The 16,660-nt window shown below is 70.0% G+C and carries 15 protein-coding genes; 7 read left to right on the forward strand and 8 right to left on the reverse strand.

The annotated features are described in order from the left end of the window. Positions 1 to 101: 101 nt before the first annotated feature. The 4 genes from ACFC06_RS27245 (at position 102) to ACFC06_RS27260 (ending at position 4,468) form a co-directional block, all read left to right on the forward strand. Positions 102 to 713, forward strand: a complete 612-nt coding sequence (locus ACFC06_RS27245; RefSeq protein ID WP_375937672.1) for a heme-copper oxidase subunit III — start codon at positions 102 to 104, stop codon at positions 711 to 713. 56 nt (positions 714 to 769) lie between these two features. Continuing rightward, positions 770 to 1,633, forward strand: coding sequence for a c-type cytochrome (locus ACFC06_RS27250; RefSeq protein ID WP_375937675.1), 864 nt, complete (start codon positions 770 to 772; stop codon positions 1,631 to 1,633). A gap of 73 nt (positions 1,634 to 1,706) precedes the next feature. Continuing rightward, positions 1,707 to 2,846: a ubiquinol-cytochrome c reductase iron-sulfur subunit gene (locus tag ACFC06_RS27255; RefSeq protein WP_375937678.1), complete on the forward strand. Its 1,140-nt coding sequence runs from the start codon at positions 1,707 to 1,709 to the stop codon at positions 2,844 to 2,846. Further along, complete coding sequence (locus ACFC06_RS27260) at positions 2,843 to 4,468, forward strand: cytochrome bc complex cytochrome b subunit (RefSeq protein WP_375937681.1); 1,626 nt, start codon at positions 2,843 to 2,845, stop codon at positions 4,466 to 4,468. Before ACFC06_RS27255 ends, ACFC06_RS27260 begins: the two co-directional genes overlap by 4 nt. A 63-nt stretch (positions 4,469 to 4,531) precedes the next feature. On the opposite strand, the gene ACFC06_RS27265 is transcribed toward ACFC06_RS27260, so the two are convergent. Beyond that, positions 4,532 to 5,029, reverse strand: a complete 498-nt coding sequence (locus tag ACFC06_RS27265; RefSeq protein WP_375937948.1) for a polyadenylate-specific 3'-exoribonuclease AS — start codon at positions 5,027 to 5,029, stop codon at positions 4,532 to 4,534. A 124-nt stretch (positions 5,030 to 5,153) separates the two neighbouring features. On the opposite strand from ACFC06_RS27265, the gene ACFC06_RS27270 reads away from it, so the two are divergent. Further along, complete coding sequence (locus ACFC06_RS27270) at positions 5,154 to 6,539, forward strand: class II 3-deoxy-7-phosphoheptulonate synthase (RefSeq protein WP_375937683.1); 1,386 nt, start codon at positions 5,154 to 5,156, stop codon at positions 6,537 to 6,539. A gap of 20 nt (positions 6,540 to 6,559) precedes the next feature. On the opposite strand, the gene ACFC06_RS27275 is transcribed toward ACFC06_RS27270, so the two are convergent. The 3 genes from ACFC06_RS27275 to pknB all read right to left on the reverse strand — a co-directional run bounded on the left by ACFC06_RS27275 (position 6,560) and on the right by pknB (position 9,405). Beyond that, positions 6,560 to 7,045 (reverse strand): SRPBCC domain-containing protein, encoded by a 486-nt coding sequence (locus ACFC06_RS27275; RefSeq protein ID WP_375937686.1) that lies wholly within the window; start codon positions 7,043 to 7,045, stop codon positions 6,560 to 6,562. A 3-nt stretch (positions 7,046 to 7,048) separates the two neighbouring features. Further along, positions 7,049 to 7,390 carry an ArsR/SmtB family transcription factor gene (locus ACFC06_RS27280; RefSeq protein ID WP_375937689.1) on the reverse strand — a complete coding sequence of 114 codons (342 nt, stop codon included), beginning with the start codon at positions 7,388 to 7,390 and terminating at the stop codon, positions 7,049 to 7,051. An 89-nt stretch (positions 7,391 to 7,479) separates the two neighbouring features. Further along, positions 7,480 to 9,405, reverse strand: a complete 1,926-nt coding sequence (gene pknB, locus ACFC06_RS27285; protein WP_375937951.1) for a Stk1 family PASTA domain-containing Ser/Thr kinase — start codon at positions 9,403 to 9,405, stop codon at positions 7,480 to 7,482. Between the two features lie 160 nt (positions 9,406 to 9,565). Here pknB and ACFC06_RS27290 point away from each other — a divergent pair, with 160 nt between their 5' ends. Then, complete coding sequence (locus ACFC06_RS27290; protein WP_375937692.1) at positions 9,566 to 9,934, forward strand: Rv2175c family DNA-binding protein; 369 nt, start codon at positions 9,566 to 9,568, stop codon at positions 9,932 to 9,934. Positions 9,935 to 9,956: 22 nt separating this feature from the next. On the opposite strand, the gene ACFC06_RS27295 is transcribed toward ACFC06_RS27290, so the two are convergent. The 4 genes from ACFC06_RS27295 to ACFC06_RS27310 form a co-directional block, all read right to left on the reverse strand. Beyond that, a complete protein-coding gene (locus ACFC06_RS27295; RefSeq protein ID WP_375937695.1) occupies positions 9,957 to 10,994 on the reverse strand; it encodes a phytoene/squalene synthase family protein in 1,038 nt (345 codons plus the stop codon). Further along, positions 10,991 to 12,643 carry an alpha-(1->6)-mannopyranosyltransferase A gene (locus ACFC06_RS27300; RefSeq protein ID WP_375937954.1) on the reverse strand — a complete coding sequence of 551 codons (1,653 nt, stop codon included), beginning with the start codon at positions 12,641 to 12,643 and terminating at the stop codon, positions 10,991 to 10,993. The genes ACFC06_RS27295 and ACFC06_RS27300 overlap by 4 nt, the downstream gene beginning before the upstream one ends. Positions 12,644 to 12,753: 110 nt before the next feature. After that, the gene (gene crtI, locus ACFC06_RS27305) at positions 12,754 to 14,331 is read right to left on the reverse strand and encodes a phytoene desaturase family protein (protein ID WP_375937698.1); all 1,578 of its coding nucleotides are present in this window, start codon (positions 14,329 to 14,331) and stop codon (positions 12,754 to 12,756) included. Between the two features lie 19 nt (positions 14,332 to 14,350). Beyond that, positions 14,351 to 15,505: a polyprenyl synthetase family protein gene (locus ACFC06_RS27310; RefSeq protein ID WP_375937957.1), complete on the reverse strand. Its 1,155-nt coding sequence runs from the start codon at positions 15,503 to 15,505 to the stop codon at positions 14,351 to 14,353. A gap of 147 nt (positions 15,506 to 15,652) precedes the next feature. Here ACFC06_RS27310 and ACFC06_RS27315 point away from each other — a divergent pair, with 147 nt between their 5' ends. After that, positions 15,653 to 16,654, forward strand: a complete 1,002-nt coding sequence (locus tag ACFC06_RS27315) for a methylenetetrahydrofolate reductase (protein WP_375937700.1) — start codon at positions 15,653 to 15,655, stop codon at positions 16,652 to 16,654. Positions 16,655 to 16,660: the final 6 nt, after the last annotated feature.

Consider the following 16,660-nt stretch of genomic DNA (forward strand, 5'->3'; position numbering starts at 1 on the left):
CGGTGGTTCCGGACCCCCTCTGTACGTGGGTTTTCCGATTCACGCGACAAACTTTCGTACCCGGGTACAGCTGTCGTACTACGAAGAGTCATACTTACCCCGTGACGACCGCAGTAGGCACCCCAGGATCGGCCATTACTCAGCGTGTGCATTCGCTGAACCGGCCCAACATGGTCAGCGTCGGAACCATCATCTGGCTGTCGAGCGAGCTGATGTTCTTCGCCGGCCTCTTCGCCATGTACTTCGTTGCGCGCGCGCAGGCGCACGGCAACTGGCCCCCGGAGCCGACCGAGCTGAACATGAAGCTCGCCGTTCCGGTGACGGCCGTGCTGGTCGCATCGTCGTTCACGTGCCAGATGGGTGTGTTCGCCGCGGAGAAGGGCGACGTGTTCGGCCTGCGCCGCTGGTACGTGATCACGCTGCTGATGGGCGCGTTCTTCGTCTTCGGCCAGGGCTACGAGTACTACCACCTGGTGCATGAGGGAACCACGATCGCCGGCAGCTCCTACGGCTCGGTTTTCTACATCACCACCGGCTTCCACGGTCTGCACGTGATCGGCGGTCTGATCGCGTTCGTGTTCCTGCTCATCCGCACCTCGCTGAGCAAGTTCACGCCCGCTCAGGCCACCGCCGCCATCGTGGTGTCCTACTACTGGCACTTCGTCGACATCGTGTGGATCGGGCTGTTCGCCACGATCTACTTCGTCCGCTAGCGCGCGGGCGCACAGCATTTGCACAAGTCGGTTCCGTCTACTCCAAAGGGACACAGATGAGTTCATCTCCCCCGTCGGCCCCAGAGCCCGCTGGCCCCGGCACCGGTCAGGCCGCCAAGACGCGTAAGCAGCGTCGCGCCCGCCGTCGTATCGCGGGTGCTCTCGCGCTGATGGTCGGCCTCGTCGGAGCCGGCTTCCTGGCCACCGCGCTCACCCCCGAGCCCCAGGTCGCCACCGCGCACGAGGACACTTCCGCGCTGATCCGCGAGGGCAAGCAGCTCTACGACACCTCCTGCATCACCTGCCACGGCGCGAACCTGCAGGGTGTCGCCGACCGTGGTCCGAGCCTGATCGGTGTCGGCGAGGCCGCGGTCTACTTCCAGGTCTCCACCGGCCGCATGCCGATGGCCGCCAACGGCGCCCAGGCCGTGCGCAAGCCGCCGAAGTTCGACGCGCACCAGACCGACGCGCTCGGCGCGTACGTCGCCGCCAACGGCGGTGGCCCCTCGGTGGTCCGCGACGCGAACGGCGAGATCGCCCAGGAGTCGCTGCGCGGTGCCGACATCGCCCGTGGCTCGGAGCTGTTCCGCATGAACTGCGCCTCCTGCCACAACTTCACCGCCCGTGGCGGTGCGCTCTCCGGCGGTAAGTTCGCCCCGCCGCTGGAGCCGGCCAGCGAGGCGCAGCTCTACACCGCGATGCTCACCGGCCCGCAGAACATGCCGAAGTTCTCCGACCGTCAGCTGTCGTCGGAGGAGAAGCGCGACATCGTCGCCTACGTCAAGAACGCGGCCGAGGAGAAGTCCCCCGGCGGCTGGGACCTGGGCGGTTTCGGTCCGGCGACCGAAGGCCTCGCCATCTGGGTCATCGGCATCACCGCCGTGGTCGGCGCCGCGATGTGGATCGGATCGCGGTCATGATCGGTCAGCGCGCGGAGGCGGTAGCGCGGCGTGACCACGCAGCGCGCCCGAGCATGACGAATTGGATGCAGCCATGAGTGGACAGGAGCACAGCGACATGGGTCGCGAACCCACCGAGGACGAACTGGACGCGATGTCGCGGGACGAGCTGGTCGAGCTCGGTACCGGACGCGATGACGTCGAGGTCGTCTACCGCAACGAGCGGTGGCCCACGCCCGGCACCCGGGCCGAGAAGCGCGCCGAGCGCGCCGTCACGTTCTGGTTCGCCATCTCCGGCCTCGCCGCGGCCGCGCTGATCGGTGTCTTCCTGTTCTGGCCCTGGGAGTGGAAGGGCAACCGGCAGGACGGCCACCAGGCCTACGCGCTGTTCACCCCGCTGGTCGGCCTGACCTTCGGCATCTCGGTGCTGGTCATCGGTATCGCGGTGGTGCTGATCCGCAAGCGGTTCATCCCCGCCGAGATCTCCATCCAGCAGCGCCACGACGGCCCGTCCGACGAGGTCGAGCGCCGCACCCTGGCCGCCGAGCTGCAGGACGCGCTGGACTCCTCCACCCTGGGCCGCCGCAAGATGATGCTCGGTACCGCGGGCGCCGGTGTCGGCGTGCTCGGTATCGGCGCGCTGCTGGTGTTCGTCGGTGGCATGGTCAAGAATCCGTGGGCCAAGCGCGACAAGTCGCCGCTGTGGGTCTCGGGCTGGACCCCGGACTACCCGGGCGAGACCATCTACATCCGTCGCGACACCGGCCGTCCGCAGGACGTCGTGCTGGTGCGTCCGGAGGACCTGGACGCCGGCGCCATGGAGACCGTGTTCCCGTGGAAGGAGAAGTGGCGCGGCGACGAGCACGAGACGCTGCAGTCGCTGCGCGGTATCCGCAACTCCGTCATGCTGATCCGCCTGCGCACCGCCGACGCGGAGAAGGCGATCAAGCGCAAGGGTCAGGAGAGCTTCAACTTCGGCGACTACTTCGCCTACTCGAAGATCTGCACCCACCTCGGCTGCCCCACCTCGCTGTTCGAGCAGCAGACCAACCGCATCCTGTGCCCCTGCCATCAGTCGCAGTTCTCGGCGACCGAATGGGGTAAGCCGGTCTTCGGTCCCGCCGCCCGCGCACTGCCTCAGCTGCCGATCACCGTCAACGCCGAAGGCTTCCTGGTCGCGAACGGCGACTTCATCGAGCCGCTCGGCCCGGCCTTCTGGGAGCGTCGTTCATGAGCACTCTGGTGGCGAACCAAGCCAACGAGATGGACGAGCGGTATCGCGCCGCGGCGTTCGTCAAGCGGTCGATCAACAAGGTCTTCCCGACCCACTGGTCGTTCCTGCTGGGCGAGATCGCGCTGTACTCGTTCATCATCCTGCTGCTGTCGGGTATCTACCTGACGCTGTACTTCGACCCGTCGATGGCGCACGTCACCTACGACGGTGCCTACCAGCCGCTGCGCGGCGTCGGCATGTCGCGGGCCTACGAGACCGCGCTGAACATCTCCTTCGAGGTGCGCGGCGGTCTGTTCGTCCGGCAGATCCATCACTGGGCGGCGCTGCTGTTCGCGGCGTCGATCATCATCCACCTGTTCCGCATCTTCTTCACCGGCGCGTTCCGCAAGCCGCGTGAGGCGAACTGGGTGATCGGCTCGCTGCTGCTGATCCTGGCGATGTTCGAGGGCTTCTTCGGCTACTCGCTGCCCGACGACCTGCTCTCCGGTACCGGTCTGCGCGCCGCGTTCTCCGGCATCGTGATCGGTGTCCCGGTGGCGGGTACGTGGATCCACTGGCTGATGTTCGGTGGCGACTTCCCGGGCGAGATCATCATCCCGCGCCTCTACATCGCGCACGTGCTGCTGCTTCCCGGCATCATCCTGGCGCTGATCGGCGCGCACGTCGCGCTGGTCTGGTACCAGAAGCACACGCAGTTCCCCGGCCCCGGCCGGACCGAGAACAATGTGGTCGGCGCGCGCATCGTGCCGGTGTTCGCCGCGGACCAGGGCGCGTTCTTCGCCTTCACCCTCGGCATCGTCGGCATCATGGGTGGTGTCCTGCAGATCAACCCGATCTGGAACCTGGGCCCGTACAACCCGTCACAGGTCTCGGCGGGTTCCCAGCCCGACTTCTACATGATGTGGACCGACGGCATGGCGCGCCTGATGCCGCCGTGGGAGCTCTATCTGGGCCGGTACACGGTCCCGGCGGTGTTCTGGGTCGCGTTGGTCATGGGTCTGGTGTTCACGCTGCTGATCGCCTACCCGTGGATCGAGAAGCGGCTCACCAACGACCGCACCGCGCACCACAACCTGCTGCAGCGTCCGCGCGACGTGCCCGTGCGCACCGCCATCGGTGCCATGGCCATCGCGTTCTACGTGGTGCTCACGCTCTCGTGTGTCAACGACATCATCGCGCTGAAGTTCGACATCTCGCTGAACGCGACCACCTGGATCGGCCGCATCGGTGTGCTGCTGCTGCCGCCCATCGCGTACTTCGTGACCTACCGGTTCTGCATCGGTCTGCAGCGCAGTGACCGGGCGGTGCTCGAGCACGGCATCGAGACCGGTGTGATCAAGCGACTGCCGCACGGTGAGTACATCGAGGTGCACCAGCCGCTGGGCCCGGTCGACGACCACGGCCACGCGATCCCGCTGGAGTACCAGGGCGCCGCGGTGCCGAAGAAGATGAACAAGCTGGGTTCGGCGGGCAAGCCGGGTCTGGGCAGCTTCCTGCGCCCCGACCCCACGGCCGAGTCCGACGCCTACTTCGAGAACGAGCACGCCGACGAGCACCGGATGCTCACCGCGCTCGCCGAGGAGCAGGCGCGTGTCGAAGGCGGCAAGTCGAACGGTCACTGACCGGCCGCACCGAACGAAAGGCCCCGGATCGCTCAGCGGTCCGGGGCCTTCGGCGTTCGCGGGTCAGAGCCGCGGGGTGCGGCGGTAGGCCTCGATCGCGTCGAACTTGGCCAGGTTGTGCCGGGCGTCGGCCAGCGCGTCGTGGGCGTCGCCGGGGATCGGCGGCAGCTCGGGGCTGCCGTGCGCGGCCCAGTGCTGGCGCAGCTCGTTGGTGTAGCGGGGCAGTTCCTTGGGCAGCGCGGTCATATCGCCCCAGAGCTGGCACAGCGCCACATGGTCGTAGGCGGCCACCCAGGCCCACAGCTCCGGCTGCACGCTCGGGCGCGGCAGGAAGAACTTGTGCAGGTCGTCGCGGATCTGCTCTCTGGTGCGATACAGCGGCGATCCCGCCGGCGGCAACTTCGGCAGCACGTGCTTGCGCACCCACGGCCCGGCCCGGCCCGCGTCGAATTCGGTCGAGACCGCGTAGTACTCGCGCCCGTCCTCACAGACCACGCCGATCGAGATCAGATCGATCGTCACGCCGTCCTCGATGAATTCCGAATCATAAAAATATCGCAGGGAGATCGCCTCTTCGTACCGTTGATGGGTCGGTCGGGAAGACCCTATGCCGCGTGGTGCGCGCGTCCTGCGCACGGGTGCACCGCGCGTACCGCGGCGGGGACCGAGAACGTATTCTTATCGGGTGACCTGGACCGTCGACGTACCCATTGACCGCCTGCCGGAACTGCCGCCGCTGCCCGCCGAGCTGCGTACCCGGCTCGACGCCGCACTGGCCCGGCCCGCCCTGCAGCAGCCGTCCTGGGATGCCGACGAGGCCGCCACCATGCGCACCGTGCTCGAGAGCGTGCCGCCGATCTGCCTGCCCGCCGAGGTGGAGGAGCTCAAGACCCAGCTCGCCGCCGTGGCGCGCGGCGAGGCGTTCCTCATGCAGGGCGGTGACTGCGCGGAGACCTTCGCCGACAACACCGAACCGCACATCCGCGGCAACATCCGCACACTGCTGCAGATGGCGGTGGTACTCACCTACGGCGCGAGCCTGCCGGTGGTGAAGGTGGCGCGCATCGCGGGCCAGTACGCCAAGCCGCGTTCGTCGGACACCGACGCGCTGGGCCTGACCTCCTACCGCGGCGACATGGTCAACTCGCTGGTCGCCGACCAGGCGCTGCGCCGCCACGACCCCTCGCGGCTGGTGCGCGCCTACGCCAATGCCAGTGCCGCGATGAACCTGGTCCGCGCGCTCACCAGTGCGGGCATGGCAGACCTGCACAAGGTGCACGACTGGAACCGCGATTTCGTCGCCCAGTCGCCCGCGGGCGCGCGCTACGAGGCGCTGGCCGAGGAGATCGACCGCGGCCTGCGGTTCATGACCGCCTGCCAGGTCAACGACCCGAGCCTGAAGTCGGCGCGCATCTACGCCTCGCACGAGGCGCTGGTGCTCGACTACGAGCGCGCCATGCTGCGCCTGAGCGAATCCGAGACCGGCGAACCGCTGCTCTACGACCTCTCGGCGCACTTCCTGTGGATCGGTGAGCGCACCCGTCAGCTCGACGGCGCCCACATCGCGCTGGCCGAACTCCTGGCCAACCCGATCGGCCTCAAGATCGGCCCGACCACCACCCCCGACCAGGCGGTGGAGTACGTCGAGCGGCTCGACCCGAACAACGAGCCCGGCCGGCTCACCCTGGTCGCCCGGATGGGCAACGGCAAGGTGCGCGATGTGCTGCCGCCGATCATCGAGAAGGTGCAGGCCACCGGCCACCAGGTGATCTGGCAGTGCGACCCCATGCACGGCAACACCCACGAATCGTCCACCGGTTTCAAGACCCGCCACTTCGACCGCATCGTCGACGAGGTGCAGGGCTTCTTCGAGGTGCACCACGCCCTGGGCACCCACCCCGGCGGCCTGCACATCGAGCTGACCGGCGAGAACGTCACCGAATGCCTCGGCGGCGCCCAGGACATCTCCGACCTCGACCTCGAGGACCGCTACGAGACGGCCTGCGACCCCCGCCTCAACACCCAGCAGTCCCTCGAGCTGTCGTTCCTCGTCGCTGAGATGCTGCGGTGATCGGCGGGGGCCGGTAGGGCTCAGTTCGCCACGAGGTCGTCGATCTGGTTGATGGCGCCGGTCGCGCCCTCGACGACGCCCATGTCCAGGACCTGCTGCAGGCCCTCGGCGGTGTCGTAGACGCTGACGTAGATGGCGGTGGTGCGGCCGCCGTCCTCGGTGAAGGTGTAGGTGTTGGTGGACACCGGCATCGTGGTGACGGGGTTGAAGCTCTCGTCGGCGAAGCCGTCCTTGAAGCTGAAGCCGGTGGGCTCCTCGACCGCGACGATCTCCCAGTAGCCGGCGAACTTCTCGCCCTCGGGGGAGGTCATGTAGTAGGTGACGCGGCCGCCGGGGGCGAGCGAGTGCTCGACCACGGTCGCCGGATAGGTGGGCGGGCCCCAGATCTTCTCCAGCTGGCGCGGGTCGGCGTAGATCTGCCAGATGCGGGCGCGCGGGGCCGCGAATTCGGCGGTGATGGTGAGGGTGCGGGTGTCGAGATCGTGGGAGACATCGGTGACGGGCATGATTCATTCCTCCTGGTGAAGGTCGATCGCGATGAGGTCGTCGATCCGGCCGATACGGCCGCGCCAGATCTGTTCCAGTTCGGCGAGCATGCCGGCGACCGTCCGGACCGCCGCGACGTCACCGCTGGCCAGTTGTTCCCGGCCGTGGCGTCGTTTGGTCAGCAGTCCGGCACGTTCCAGCACGGCCACGTGCTTCTGGACGGCGGCGAAACTCATGTCGTAGTTCTCCGCCAGTGCCGACACCGAATGCTCGCCCGCCAGCACGCGGCGCACGATATCGCGCCGGGTGCGGTCGGCGAGCGCGTGGAACATGGCGTCTGCCGCGTCCTCGTCGGTGTCGTTCACTCCCCGAATGTACAACCAAGTGGTTGTATGTTGTCAACCCCTCGAGCCGGATCGATTCAGCGGGGACCGCGACCGGGCTTTCCGGCTCTTCAAGGCAGGGCGGTCAGCGTCACCGTGCTGCCCGCCTCCACATTCGAGTTGAAGCCGGGGACCTGGCCGATCACCAGGGAACTGTCGGAGTCGGTGAGGGACTTGACCTCCACCTGCAAGCCGAGCTGCTGCAGTTTGGCGCGGGCGCTGCCCACCGACTGCCCCATCACATTGGGCACCTTCACCGCGCTGGAGACGATGAGGGTGACGCTGTCGCCGGACTGCAGGGTGGTGCCGACGGCGGGATCGGTGCCGATCGCCTTGTCGCCCTCCACGCTCTTGTCGAACTGCACGCGGGTCTCGCGCACGGTCAGGCCCGCCGCGGCCAGGGCCTTGGCGGCGTCCTCGGTGGACTTGCCGCGCACATCCGGCACATTGACCGGCTGCGAGCCCTTGCTGCGATACACCTTCACCTGCGCGCCCATCGGCAGGACCGTGCCGGGCGCGGGCTCCACCTTCGCCAGGGTGCCCTTGGGGGCGGTGCTGGCGGCCTCACCCGCGTCGATCGGCTGGAGTCCGGCATCGCGAATGGCCTGGTTGGTGGTGGAGATCTGGTCGCCGGGGTTGATGTCGGGCACCCGCGGCTTGCCGTTGGAGATGAGCACCGCGACGGTGGAGCTCTTGGTCACCCGCGAGCCCGCCGACGGATCGGTGCCGACCACCCCGCCCACCGGGATGGTGTCGGAGGCCTTCTGCCGCAGCACCGTCTCGAATCCGGCCTCCTGCAACACGGCCACCGCGCGTTCGGAATCCATGCCCGCGATCGCCGGGACCGCGGTGTAGCGGCCGACCCCGACCCACCAGCCGCCGATGCCGACCAGCAGGGTGAGCGCGGTGACGATGCCGACCCACATCAGCCCGGTGCGGCGCGAGCCGGACTCGTTCGGTGCGAGCGGATGATGCTGGACGGGCTGGGCGTACTCGTCGGGGCGCGGACGCTGCGCGGTGACCACCCGGGTGTGCTGTGGTTGCGCGGCGGGCGCCGGAACCGGGTGCGCGGCCACCGGATTCGGGGTCGCCGGGCTGTCACCGGGATGGTGGGCGGCACCGGTGCGGTAGTTCTCGGACAGGTGCTCGGCCGAATCCCGCGGGGCCGGCACCCGATACGGCGGCAGATTCAGCAGCATGGCCACCGATTGCAGCTGCGCGGCCATCTCGTGGGCGTCGGCGAAACGCTGCGCGGGATCGCGGGAGGTGGCCTTGGCGACCAGCGCGTCGAACTCCGGTGGCACGCCACCGATGAACTGGCTCGGCGCGGGCACGTCGTTCTCCACCCGCTGATAGGCCACCGACAGCGAATTGTCGCCGGTGAACGGCACCCGGCCGGTGAGCAGCTCGAAGATCAGGATGCCGAAGGAGTACACGTCGCTGCGCGCGTCGGCGGTGCCGGTGGTGACCTGCTCCGGGGACAGGTAGGCGGCCGTGCCGAGGATCACGCTGGCGGAGGTGGTGTTGGCGGCGGCGACGGCGCGCACCAGCCCGAAGTCGGCGATCTTCACCTCGCCCGCGTCCGAGATCAGCACGTTCTCCGGCTTGATGTCGCGGTGCACCAGGCCCGCGTCGTGGGCGGTGCCGATCGCGCGCAGCACCGGCTCGGCGACCGCGCGCACCGCGTGCGGGGGCATCGGGCCGCGCTCGCGCAGCAGTTCGCGCAGCGTGCCGCCCTCGACGAGTTCCATGATGAGGAAGGGGTATTCGCCGTCGACACCCTGGTCGTAGACGGCCACCAGCGAGTTGTGCTTGAGCTTGGCCACCGCGCGCGCCTCGAATTCGAAGCGGGTGAGGAACTGCGGATCTCCGGCGAACTTGGGATCCATCACCTTGATCGCCACCGGGCGATCCAGCCGGGTGTCGGTACCCCGGAACACCATCGACATTCCGCCGCGCGCGATCGGCGCATCGATGCGGTAGCGCCCTTCCAGCATCTGGCCGATCAAGTGATGTCCTCCGGCTTTCACAAACTTCTCACCCCTCGCGACACTGCGACAAGCGACCGGCCACCCGGTGCGGCCACCACGATCGTAGCCGTGCGGGCCTGGCATGCCAGCGGATGCACGCCCGGCCCCGTCCACTACCGTTGTGCGGGTGAGTGCCTTCCCCTGCAGCGACGACGTCCTGCCCGACACCGAAACCCTCGTCTCGCTTCCCGAGGCCGCCGAGATACTCGGCGTCCCGGTGACCGCGGTGCATCAGCTGCTGCGCGACCACCAGCTCCTCGCGGTCCGGCGCAACGGTGTCGCCGGCATTCCGTCCCGCTTCTTCGACGACAACGACGAGATCGTCCGCATGCTGCCCGGCCTGATCACCGTGATGCGCGACGGCAAGTACTCCGACGAGGACATCCTGCGCTGGATCTACACCGACGACGACTCGCTGCCCGGCCGCCCGGTCGACGCCCTGCACGGCCCGCTGGCCCGTGAGGTCGTGCGCCGCGCCGCCGCCGAACCCTTCTGATCGATCGCGCCGCCGGGCATCGTCACCGGCGGCGCGTCGCGGTGGTGAAACCCTTGGCGGCGACCAGGATCCGGCGGTGCCGGGGAACCGTGGCACGGGCGGCGAAGACCTGGTGGTCGGCGGCTTCGATGCGGTCGAGGATCTCGCCGTAGAGAATCGCCGCGGTGTCGATGGCCGGACGCACGCGCGGGTCCAGCAGGGCGATGCCCGGCCTCGCGCGGCGGTAGAGGTCGCGGTTGACCGCGATCAGGTGGGCCAGGGCCCGGCGCAGCGGTGCGTCGGTGCGTCCGGTGGCCCGGCAGGCGCGCAGGTGGGCTTCGTCCACGCCGAAGGCGGCCAGTTCGTCGGCGGGCAGGTAGATCCGGTCGCGGTCGAGGTCCTCGGCGACGTCGCGCAGGAAATTGGTGAGCTGGAACGCCTCGCCCAGCGTCGCCGCCGCGGGTTCGGCCTCGGCGACCGGGACCACCGTGCCCAGCACCGGCAGCACCAGCAGGCCGATGGCGGCGGCGGACCCGCGCATGTATTCGCGCAGCTCGCTCATGGTGGCGTAGCGGGTGCGGTGGGTGGGGCTGCCGGGGATGTCCATGCGCATGGCGTCGAGGAAGGTCCACAGCGGGGTGGGGGCGATGCCGTAGCGGCGGATGGTGTCGCCGGTGGCGGTCAGGATCTGGTGCCGCAGCGGGTCGGTGGTGTCGATCACACCGTCGTCGATGGCCAGGCGCAGCTGCTTCTCGACCAGATCGAGGTCGTCGGCCGGTCCGACGAGGGACTCGCCGGGCAGGGTGGCAGAGTGCGCGACCGGCCGCGGGCGCGACGAGCGGCCGCGGATGTCGCGCGGATCGAGCACGTGGGCGGGGTCGTCGGCGTGGTCGACGATGTCGTCCACCATCCGCGCGAACGCGTAGAGCGCGTGGACGGCCCGGCGCTGCGGGGGTGTGAGCAGGGCGGTGGCCAGGTAGTAGGTGCGGCCGTGTTCGGCGGCGATGCGGGCGCAGCTGGTATAGGCGGCGTCGAGGTCACCGGTCGGCGTGCGATCCGGCCCGGGTGGCCGGGGGCTCATCCGGCGACTGAGGGCGCCGGCTTCCGGCCCGCGGCCCGCGCGCTGGCCGACCGCAGATGCAGCGGATCGACGGTGCGCAGCGAGACCGCCGCCACGATGGAGGCCGCCGTCGCCAGTGCCACGTGCCAGAAGTTGTAGAGCCCGTTCGCGCCGTCGGGCTGGAACACCAGCATCAGCCAGGTGCAGATCCCCACCAGCCACATCAGCGTCCGGGTGGACAGGGCGAACGCGGCGGCCAGGGCGAGCGGCCACGAGTAGTACCAGGGCAGCGCGGCGGGGGAGAGCAGCACGATCCCGACGAAGACGATGATGATGCCCATCACGGCCTCGCGCTCGCTGTGCCGGAAGCGCCACCAGGTCGCGATCAGGATCAGCACCAGGGCGACCTGGCACAGCTTGCGGGCCCACCACAGCGTGGAATCGAAGTCCAGCGGGGTGATCCAGGTGATGATCTCGGCGAGCAGCGTCGGCAGCGAGAGCCACTGGATGATCTTGTTGGAGCCCTGCAGCGCGGTGACCCAGCCGAAGCCGACCCCGGCGATGGCCGAGGCGGCGGCGAACACCGCCGCGAAGACGGCGAAGCCGATCCCGGCGATCTTGGCGAACACCAGCAGCGGATGCGGCATGTCGGCCGAGGGCCGGGCCGCGTCCGGGTGTTTCAGGTCCTCGGACGGGCCGGAATCGCTGTCCATGACCGCACGGCGCTGGGCGGCGCGGCGTTCCTTCTCGTGCAGAATCCAGATCCACACCAGGAACGGCAGCGCCACGGCCGCGGTGGCCTTGATCGCGACACCGATGGCGACCACGACGATGCCCGCCACGTGATGACGTTCCAGCACCAGCGCGATGCCCGCGCACATCAGGCCCACCATCAGCAGTTCGTTGTGCACGCCGCCGATCAGGTGGATCAGCACCAGCGGGTTGAGCACGGCCAGCCACAGCGCCACCGTGGGTTTGCCGCCCAGATGCTTGGTCAGGTGCGGCACCGCCCACATCATCAGCGCCAGGCCGGGCAGCATCACCAGCCGCAGGGCGATGGTGCCCGCGATGATGTTGTCGCCGGTGATCATGGTGATCGCGCGGCCGATGAGCAGGAACACCGGCCCGTACGGCGCGGTGGTGGTGGTCCAGACCAGGCTCACGTTGTCGAGCAGCACGCCGGGGTTGGCGACCGGGCCCACCTGGTAAGGGTCGAAACCGTCGCGCAGCAGCGCGCCCTGGGCCAGATACGAGTAGACGTCGCGGCTGAACATCGGCGCCGCGAACAGCAGCGGCGTGGTCCAGATCCCGACGATGGCGCGCAGTTCGTTCAGCGTGACCGTGGTGGAATCGCCGCTGAGGGTGTTGCGGCCCAGCCGCACCCAGGCCGCGATCATCATCAGGACACCGGCCCAGACCAGGATCGTCGACAACGCGAAGCCGTGGCCGAAGCGCAGCCAGGACAGGTGCAGGGCCTCGAGCAGCGGATCGCGTTTGCGGACCGCGCCCGCGCCGAAACCGCCGAACGTGATCATCACCGCGCCGAAGAAGCCCAGCAGGGCCGCGTGGCCTTCGGGGCTGCGAGCGAAGTCGCCTGCGGTGCGCAGCCACGTCCGGACGCCGGGGTCGGTCCCGGTAGGCGTGTGGCGCTGCGGCTCGAGAGTACGCATGGTGTCCATGGGGCCTACGGTCGTCTCGGAGGGCGGCATATTCGGTCGGTCCCCCCGGATGGTCGGCGGTCGCAACCGCGAGCTGATAAGTCGGCCGTCAGTTTACGGCTTCAACTCCGAACACTAACCCGGTGGTCGGTACCGGTGCGCGTCCGGCTACCGGTGATTCGCTCGGCGGCCAATTTGCCCGACAGCAGCGTCGTGGGTACGCCGACCCCCGGAGTGGTGCCGCAACCTGCGAGAACGACGTTGTCCACACCCCTTGGCAGGTTGCGGGGACGGAACGGCCCGGTCTGCCGGAACAGGTGCGCGACCGAGAACGGCGTGCCCGCGATCATGCCCGCGGCGGCCCACGTCGCCGGAGTGTCGAGATGATCGACCGTGAAGTACTCGCTGATTCCGGTGTACCCGCGTTCTTCCAGCGTGCTGAGCAGCTCGCGCAGATAGGCCGGGCCGACCCGGTCCCAGTCCAGCCGGGCGGCGGTCAGGTTGGGGCAGGGCGCGAGCACCGAGAGCGGTTCGTGCCTGCCGTCGGCACGCTCGACGAACAGGTCGGCGTCGGTGAGCGCGGGCCGGGTGAGCAGCAGCGAGGGATCGCTCATCAGCCGCCCGCGACCCCGGCGCGCCGAGATCTCGGCGAAGGTCCGCGCCCAGGCGGCCCCGAAATCGATGGTGTGGTGGGCCTGCACCGGCCAGCGCGCGGCGACCTCGGCGGGCACGGTGCCGTGCGCCACCACGGCCGAGGGCGAGGCGCGCAGGCCGCGCCGGTGCCGCAGCCCGAAGCGGCGCAGCGAGCCCAGATCGGCGGTGAGCACCACCGCGTCGCAGGCGAAGCGGCGCCCGTCGGTGCCGCGCACCGCCTCCGCGTGCCGGTGACCGGGCGTGCCCGCGCCCCGCCCGCCGGTGGCGTAATCGATCCCGGCGACCTCGGTACCGAGCTCGAGCCGCCCGCCCGCCGCGATGAACGCCTCGGCCAGCGCGGCGGTGATCGCGCGCATACCGCCCTCGGGGAAGTACACGCCCAGGCAGGTGTCCATGTGCGGGATCGCGCCGTAGAGCGCCAGCGCCCGGTCCGGGACGGTGCCCGCGTAGAGCGCCTGGAAGGTGAACAGCCTGGTCAGGCGCTCGTCGCGCAGATAGGAGCGCACCTTCGGCCCGAGCTTGCCGAGCCCGCCCAGACGCACCAGCGTGGCCAGCGAGGCGCGCGAGCGGCGGCTGCGCACCAGATCCAGCGGGGAGTCGAAGTTGGCGTCCATGAACTCGTCGTACTCGGCGGCGTAGACCCGGCCCAGCCAGTCGCGCAGGCGCCGGTAGTTGCGGGCCTCGGCGGGCCCGCAGGCCCGGGTGACCTCGGCGGCCATGGTCTCGGCGTCGTCGTAGACGCGGATGTCGGTGCCGTCGGCGAAGCGCGCGTGATAGGCGGGCGAGAGGCGGTGCACGCGCAGGCCCACGCTGTCGCGGGTCTGCCCGACCGCGGCCAGTGCCTCGTCGATCAGTTCGGGCACGGTGAGCACGGTGGCACCGGAATCGATCTCGTAGTCGGCGAACCGGTAGCGGCCCACCCGCCCGCCGGGATGGTCGGCCCGTTCCAGCACGGTCACCTCGTGACCGGCACCGCGCAGATGCAGGGCGGCGGCCAGCCCGGCCAGTCCCGCGCCGACCACGACCACATGATTCGCTTGTCCCACAGCGCTTTTCCTATCAGGCTCAGGCGGCGCGCCGGGTGGCGGCCAGCGCCATGTCGTGCAGCAGCTGCTTGGCGGGCCCGGTGGCGGTGCTGGTGGCCACGGCGGCCAGGCCGGTGTCGGTGAGTGCGGTGATGCGGCGTTCCACGTCGTCGACGGCGCCCAGCTCGGTGAGCAGGGTGCGCAGCCGGTCGACGGCGTCGTCGTCGAGGTCGGTGCCCAGGCCGGTGCGGATCAGGTCGGCGGCGGTGTCGTCGGCGCGGCGCAGGGCCTCGGCGATGAGCACGGTGCGCTTGCCCTCGCGCAGGTCGTCGCCGGAGGGCTTGCCGGTCACCGCCGGGTCGCCGAACACGCCGAGCAGGTCGTCGCGCAGCTGGAAGGCGATGCCCACGTCGGTGCCGTAGGTGCGCAGGGCCGCGATCAGCGCGTCGTCGGCGCCGGCCAGGGCCGCGCCCAGGTGCAGCGGGCGTTCGATGGTGTAGGCGGCGGTCTTGTAGCGGTTGATCCGCAGCGCGGCGTCCACCGATTCGTCGCAGCCCGCCTCGCCGTTGATGTCGAGCAGCTGGCCGCCGAGTACCTCGGTGCGCATGCTCGCCCACACCGGGGCGAAGCGGGCCAGCGCGGCGGGGGCCAGCCCGGCCTCGTGCACCAGGTCGTCGGCCCAGGCCAGGGCCAGGTCACCGATCAGGATGGCGACCGCGCGGCCGTACTCGGCGCCGTCACCGGGCCAGCCCGCGGCGGAATGACGGTCCTCGAAGGCGACGTGCACCGTCGGGAAGCCGCGCCGGGTGCGCGAGGAGTCGATGATGTCGTCGTGCACGAGCGCGCAGGCCTGCACCAGCTCCAGCGCCGAACAGGCGGTGAGCACCGCGGCGGCCTCGGGTCCGGCGGGATCGCCGCCCGCGCCCAGCCAGCCGGTCCAGGCGAAGCCCGGCCGCGAGCGCTTGCCGCCCCGGATGACGAACTGTTCCAGCGCGTCGGCGGCATCGGTGAACACCGGCCCCAGCGGCGCGACGATGTCGCGGCGGGTGGCGAAGAACGCGCGCAGCACCCGCTCGACCGCGGCGACGAACGCGGGCGTACCCGGTGTGAGCGCGGCGAGGTCGGCCGGGGTGGGCGCGTCGGCGACGAGCCGGGAGAGCGGGGTACCGATTCCGGCGGACAGGATGACCTCCAGGGGCAGACAGCAGCGAGGGGACGGACCGGCGCCCACGCGCCGCATCGTCGTTCCGTCGCAGAATACGCGGGCCGCGGGGGTGCGCCGACGGCGCACAGCCCGGGGTGCGACCGGTCCCCCACCGGGCCCCGCCACTACACTGAACCGGTGACTTTCGACCAAGGCAGGGGACGTTCGACCCCGGATCGACCCGCCCAGCAGCCGTCGATCGTCTCGAACACCCCCTCGGTGGTGCAGAGCCTGCGGACCCACTCGGGTCGCGGCGTGCCGTTCTCCGTCGAGTTCAATCCGCCCCGCGACGCGGCCGGCGAGGCCCGGCTGTGGCGGGCGGTGCGTGAGTTCGAGCGCATGCACCCGGCCTTCGTCTCGATGACCTACGGCGCCGGTGGCTCCACCCGCGACCGCACTGTGCGCATCACCGGTGCCCTCGCCCAGGAGACCACGCTGCTGCCGGTCGCGCACCTGACCGCCGTCGGCCACAGCATCGCCGAGCTGCGCTCGCTGGTCGGCTCCTACGCCGATTCCGGCATCTGCAATGTGCTGGTCCTGCGCGGTGACCCACCCGGCGATCCGCTGGGGGAATGGCGCAAGCATCCCGAGGGCGTCGAATACGCCGAGGAGCTGGTGCGCATCGTGCGCGACTTGGGCGATTTCCACGTCGGGGTGGCCTCGTTCCCGCAGGGCCACCACCGTTCGCCCGACCTGGACCACGACACCCGGCAGCTGGCGGCGAAACTGCGCGCGGGCGCGGAGTACTCGATCACCCAGATGTTCTTCGACGTCGAGCACTATCTGCGGTTGCGCGACCGGGTGGTGGCCATGGACCCGATCGAGGGCGTCAAGCCGATCATCCCCGAGCTCATGCCGATCACCTCGCTGCGCACGGTGCAGCGGGCCGAGGAGCTCAGCGGCCGCCCCGTCCCCGCCGACATCGTCGCCCGGCTGACCCGCGCGGCCGGGCCCGGCCCCGAGGAGGACCGGGCCGCGGTGCGCGCCGAAGGCATCCGCATCGCCACCGAGATCGCCCAGCGCCTCATCGACGAGGGCGCCCCCTGCCTGCACTTCATCACCCTGAACTTCGCCAAGGCCACCAGCGAGGTCCTCACCAACCTCGGCTACGGCGTCACGGCGGCCCCGCTCAGCGCCTGAGTTCGG

This window comes from Nocardia sp. NPDC056064, from assembly GCF_042266925.1.
Taxonomy (GTDB): domain Bacteria; phylum Actinomycetota; class Actinomycetes; order Mycobacteriales; family Mycobacteriaceae; genus Nocardia.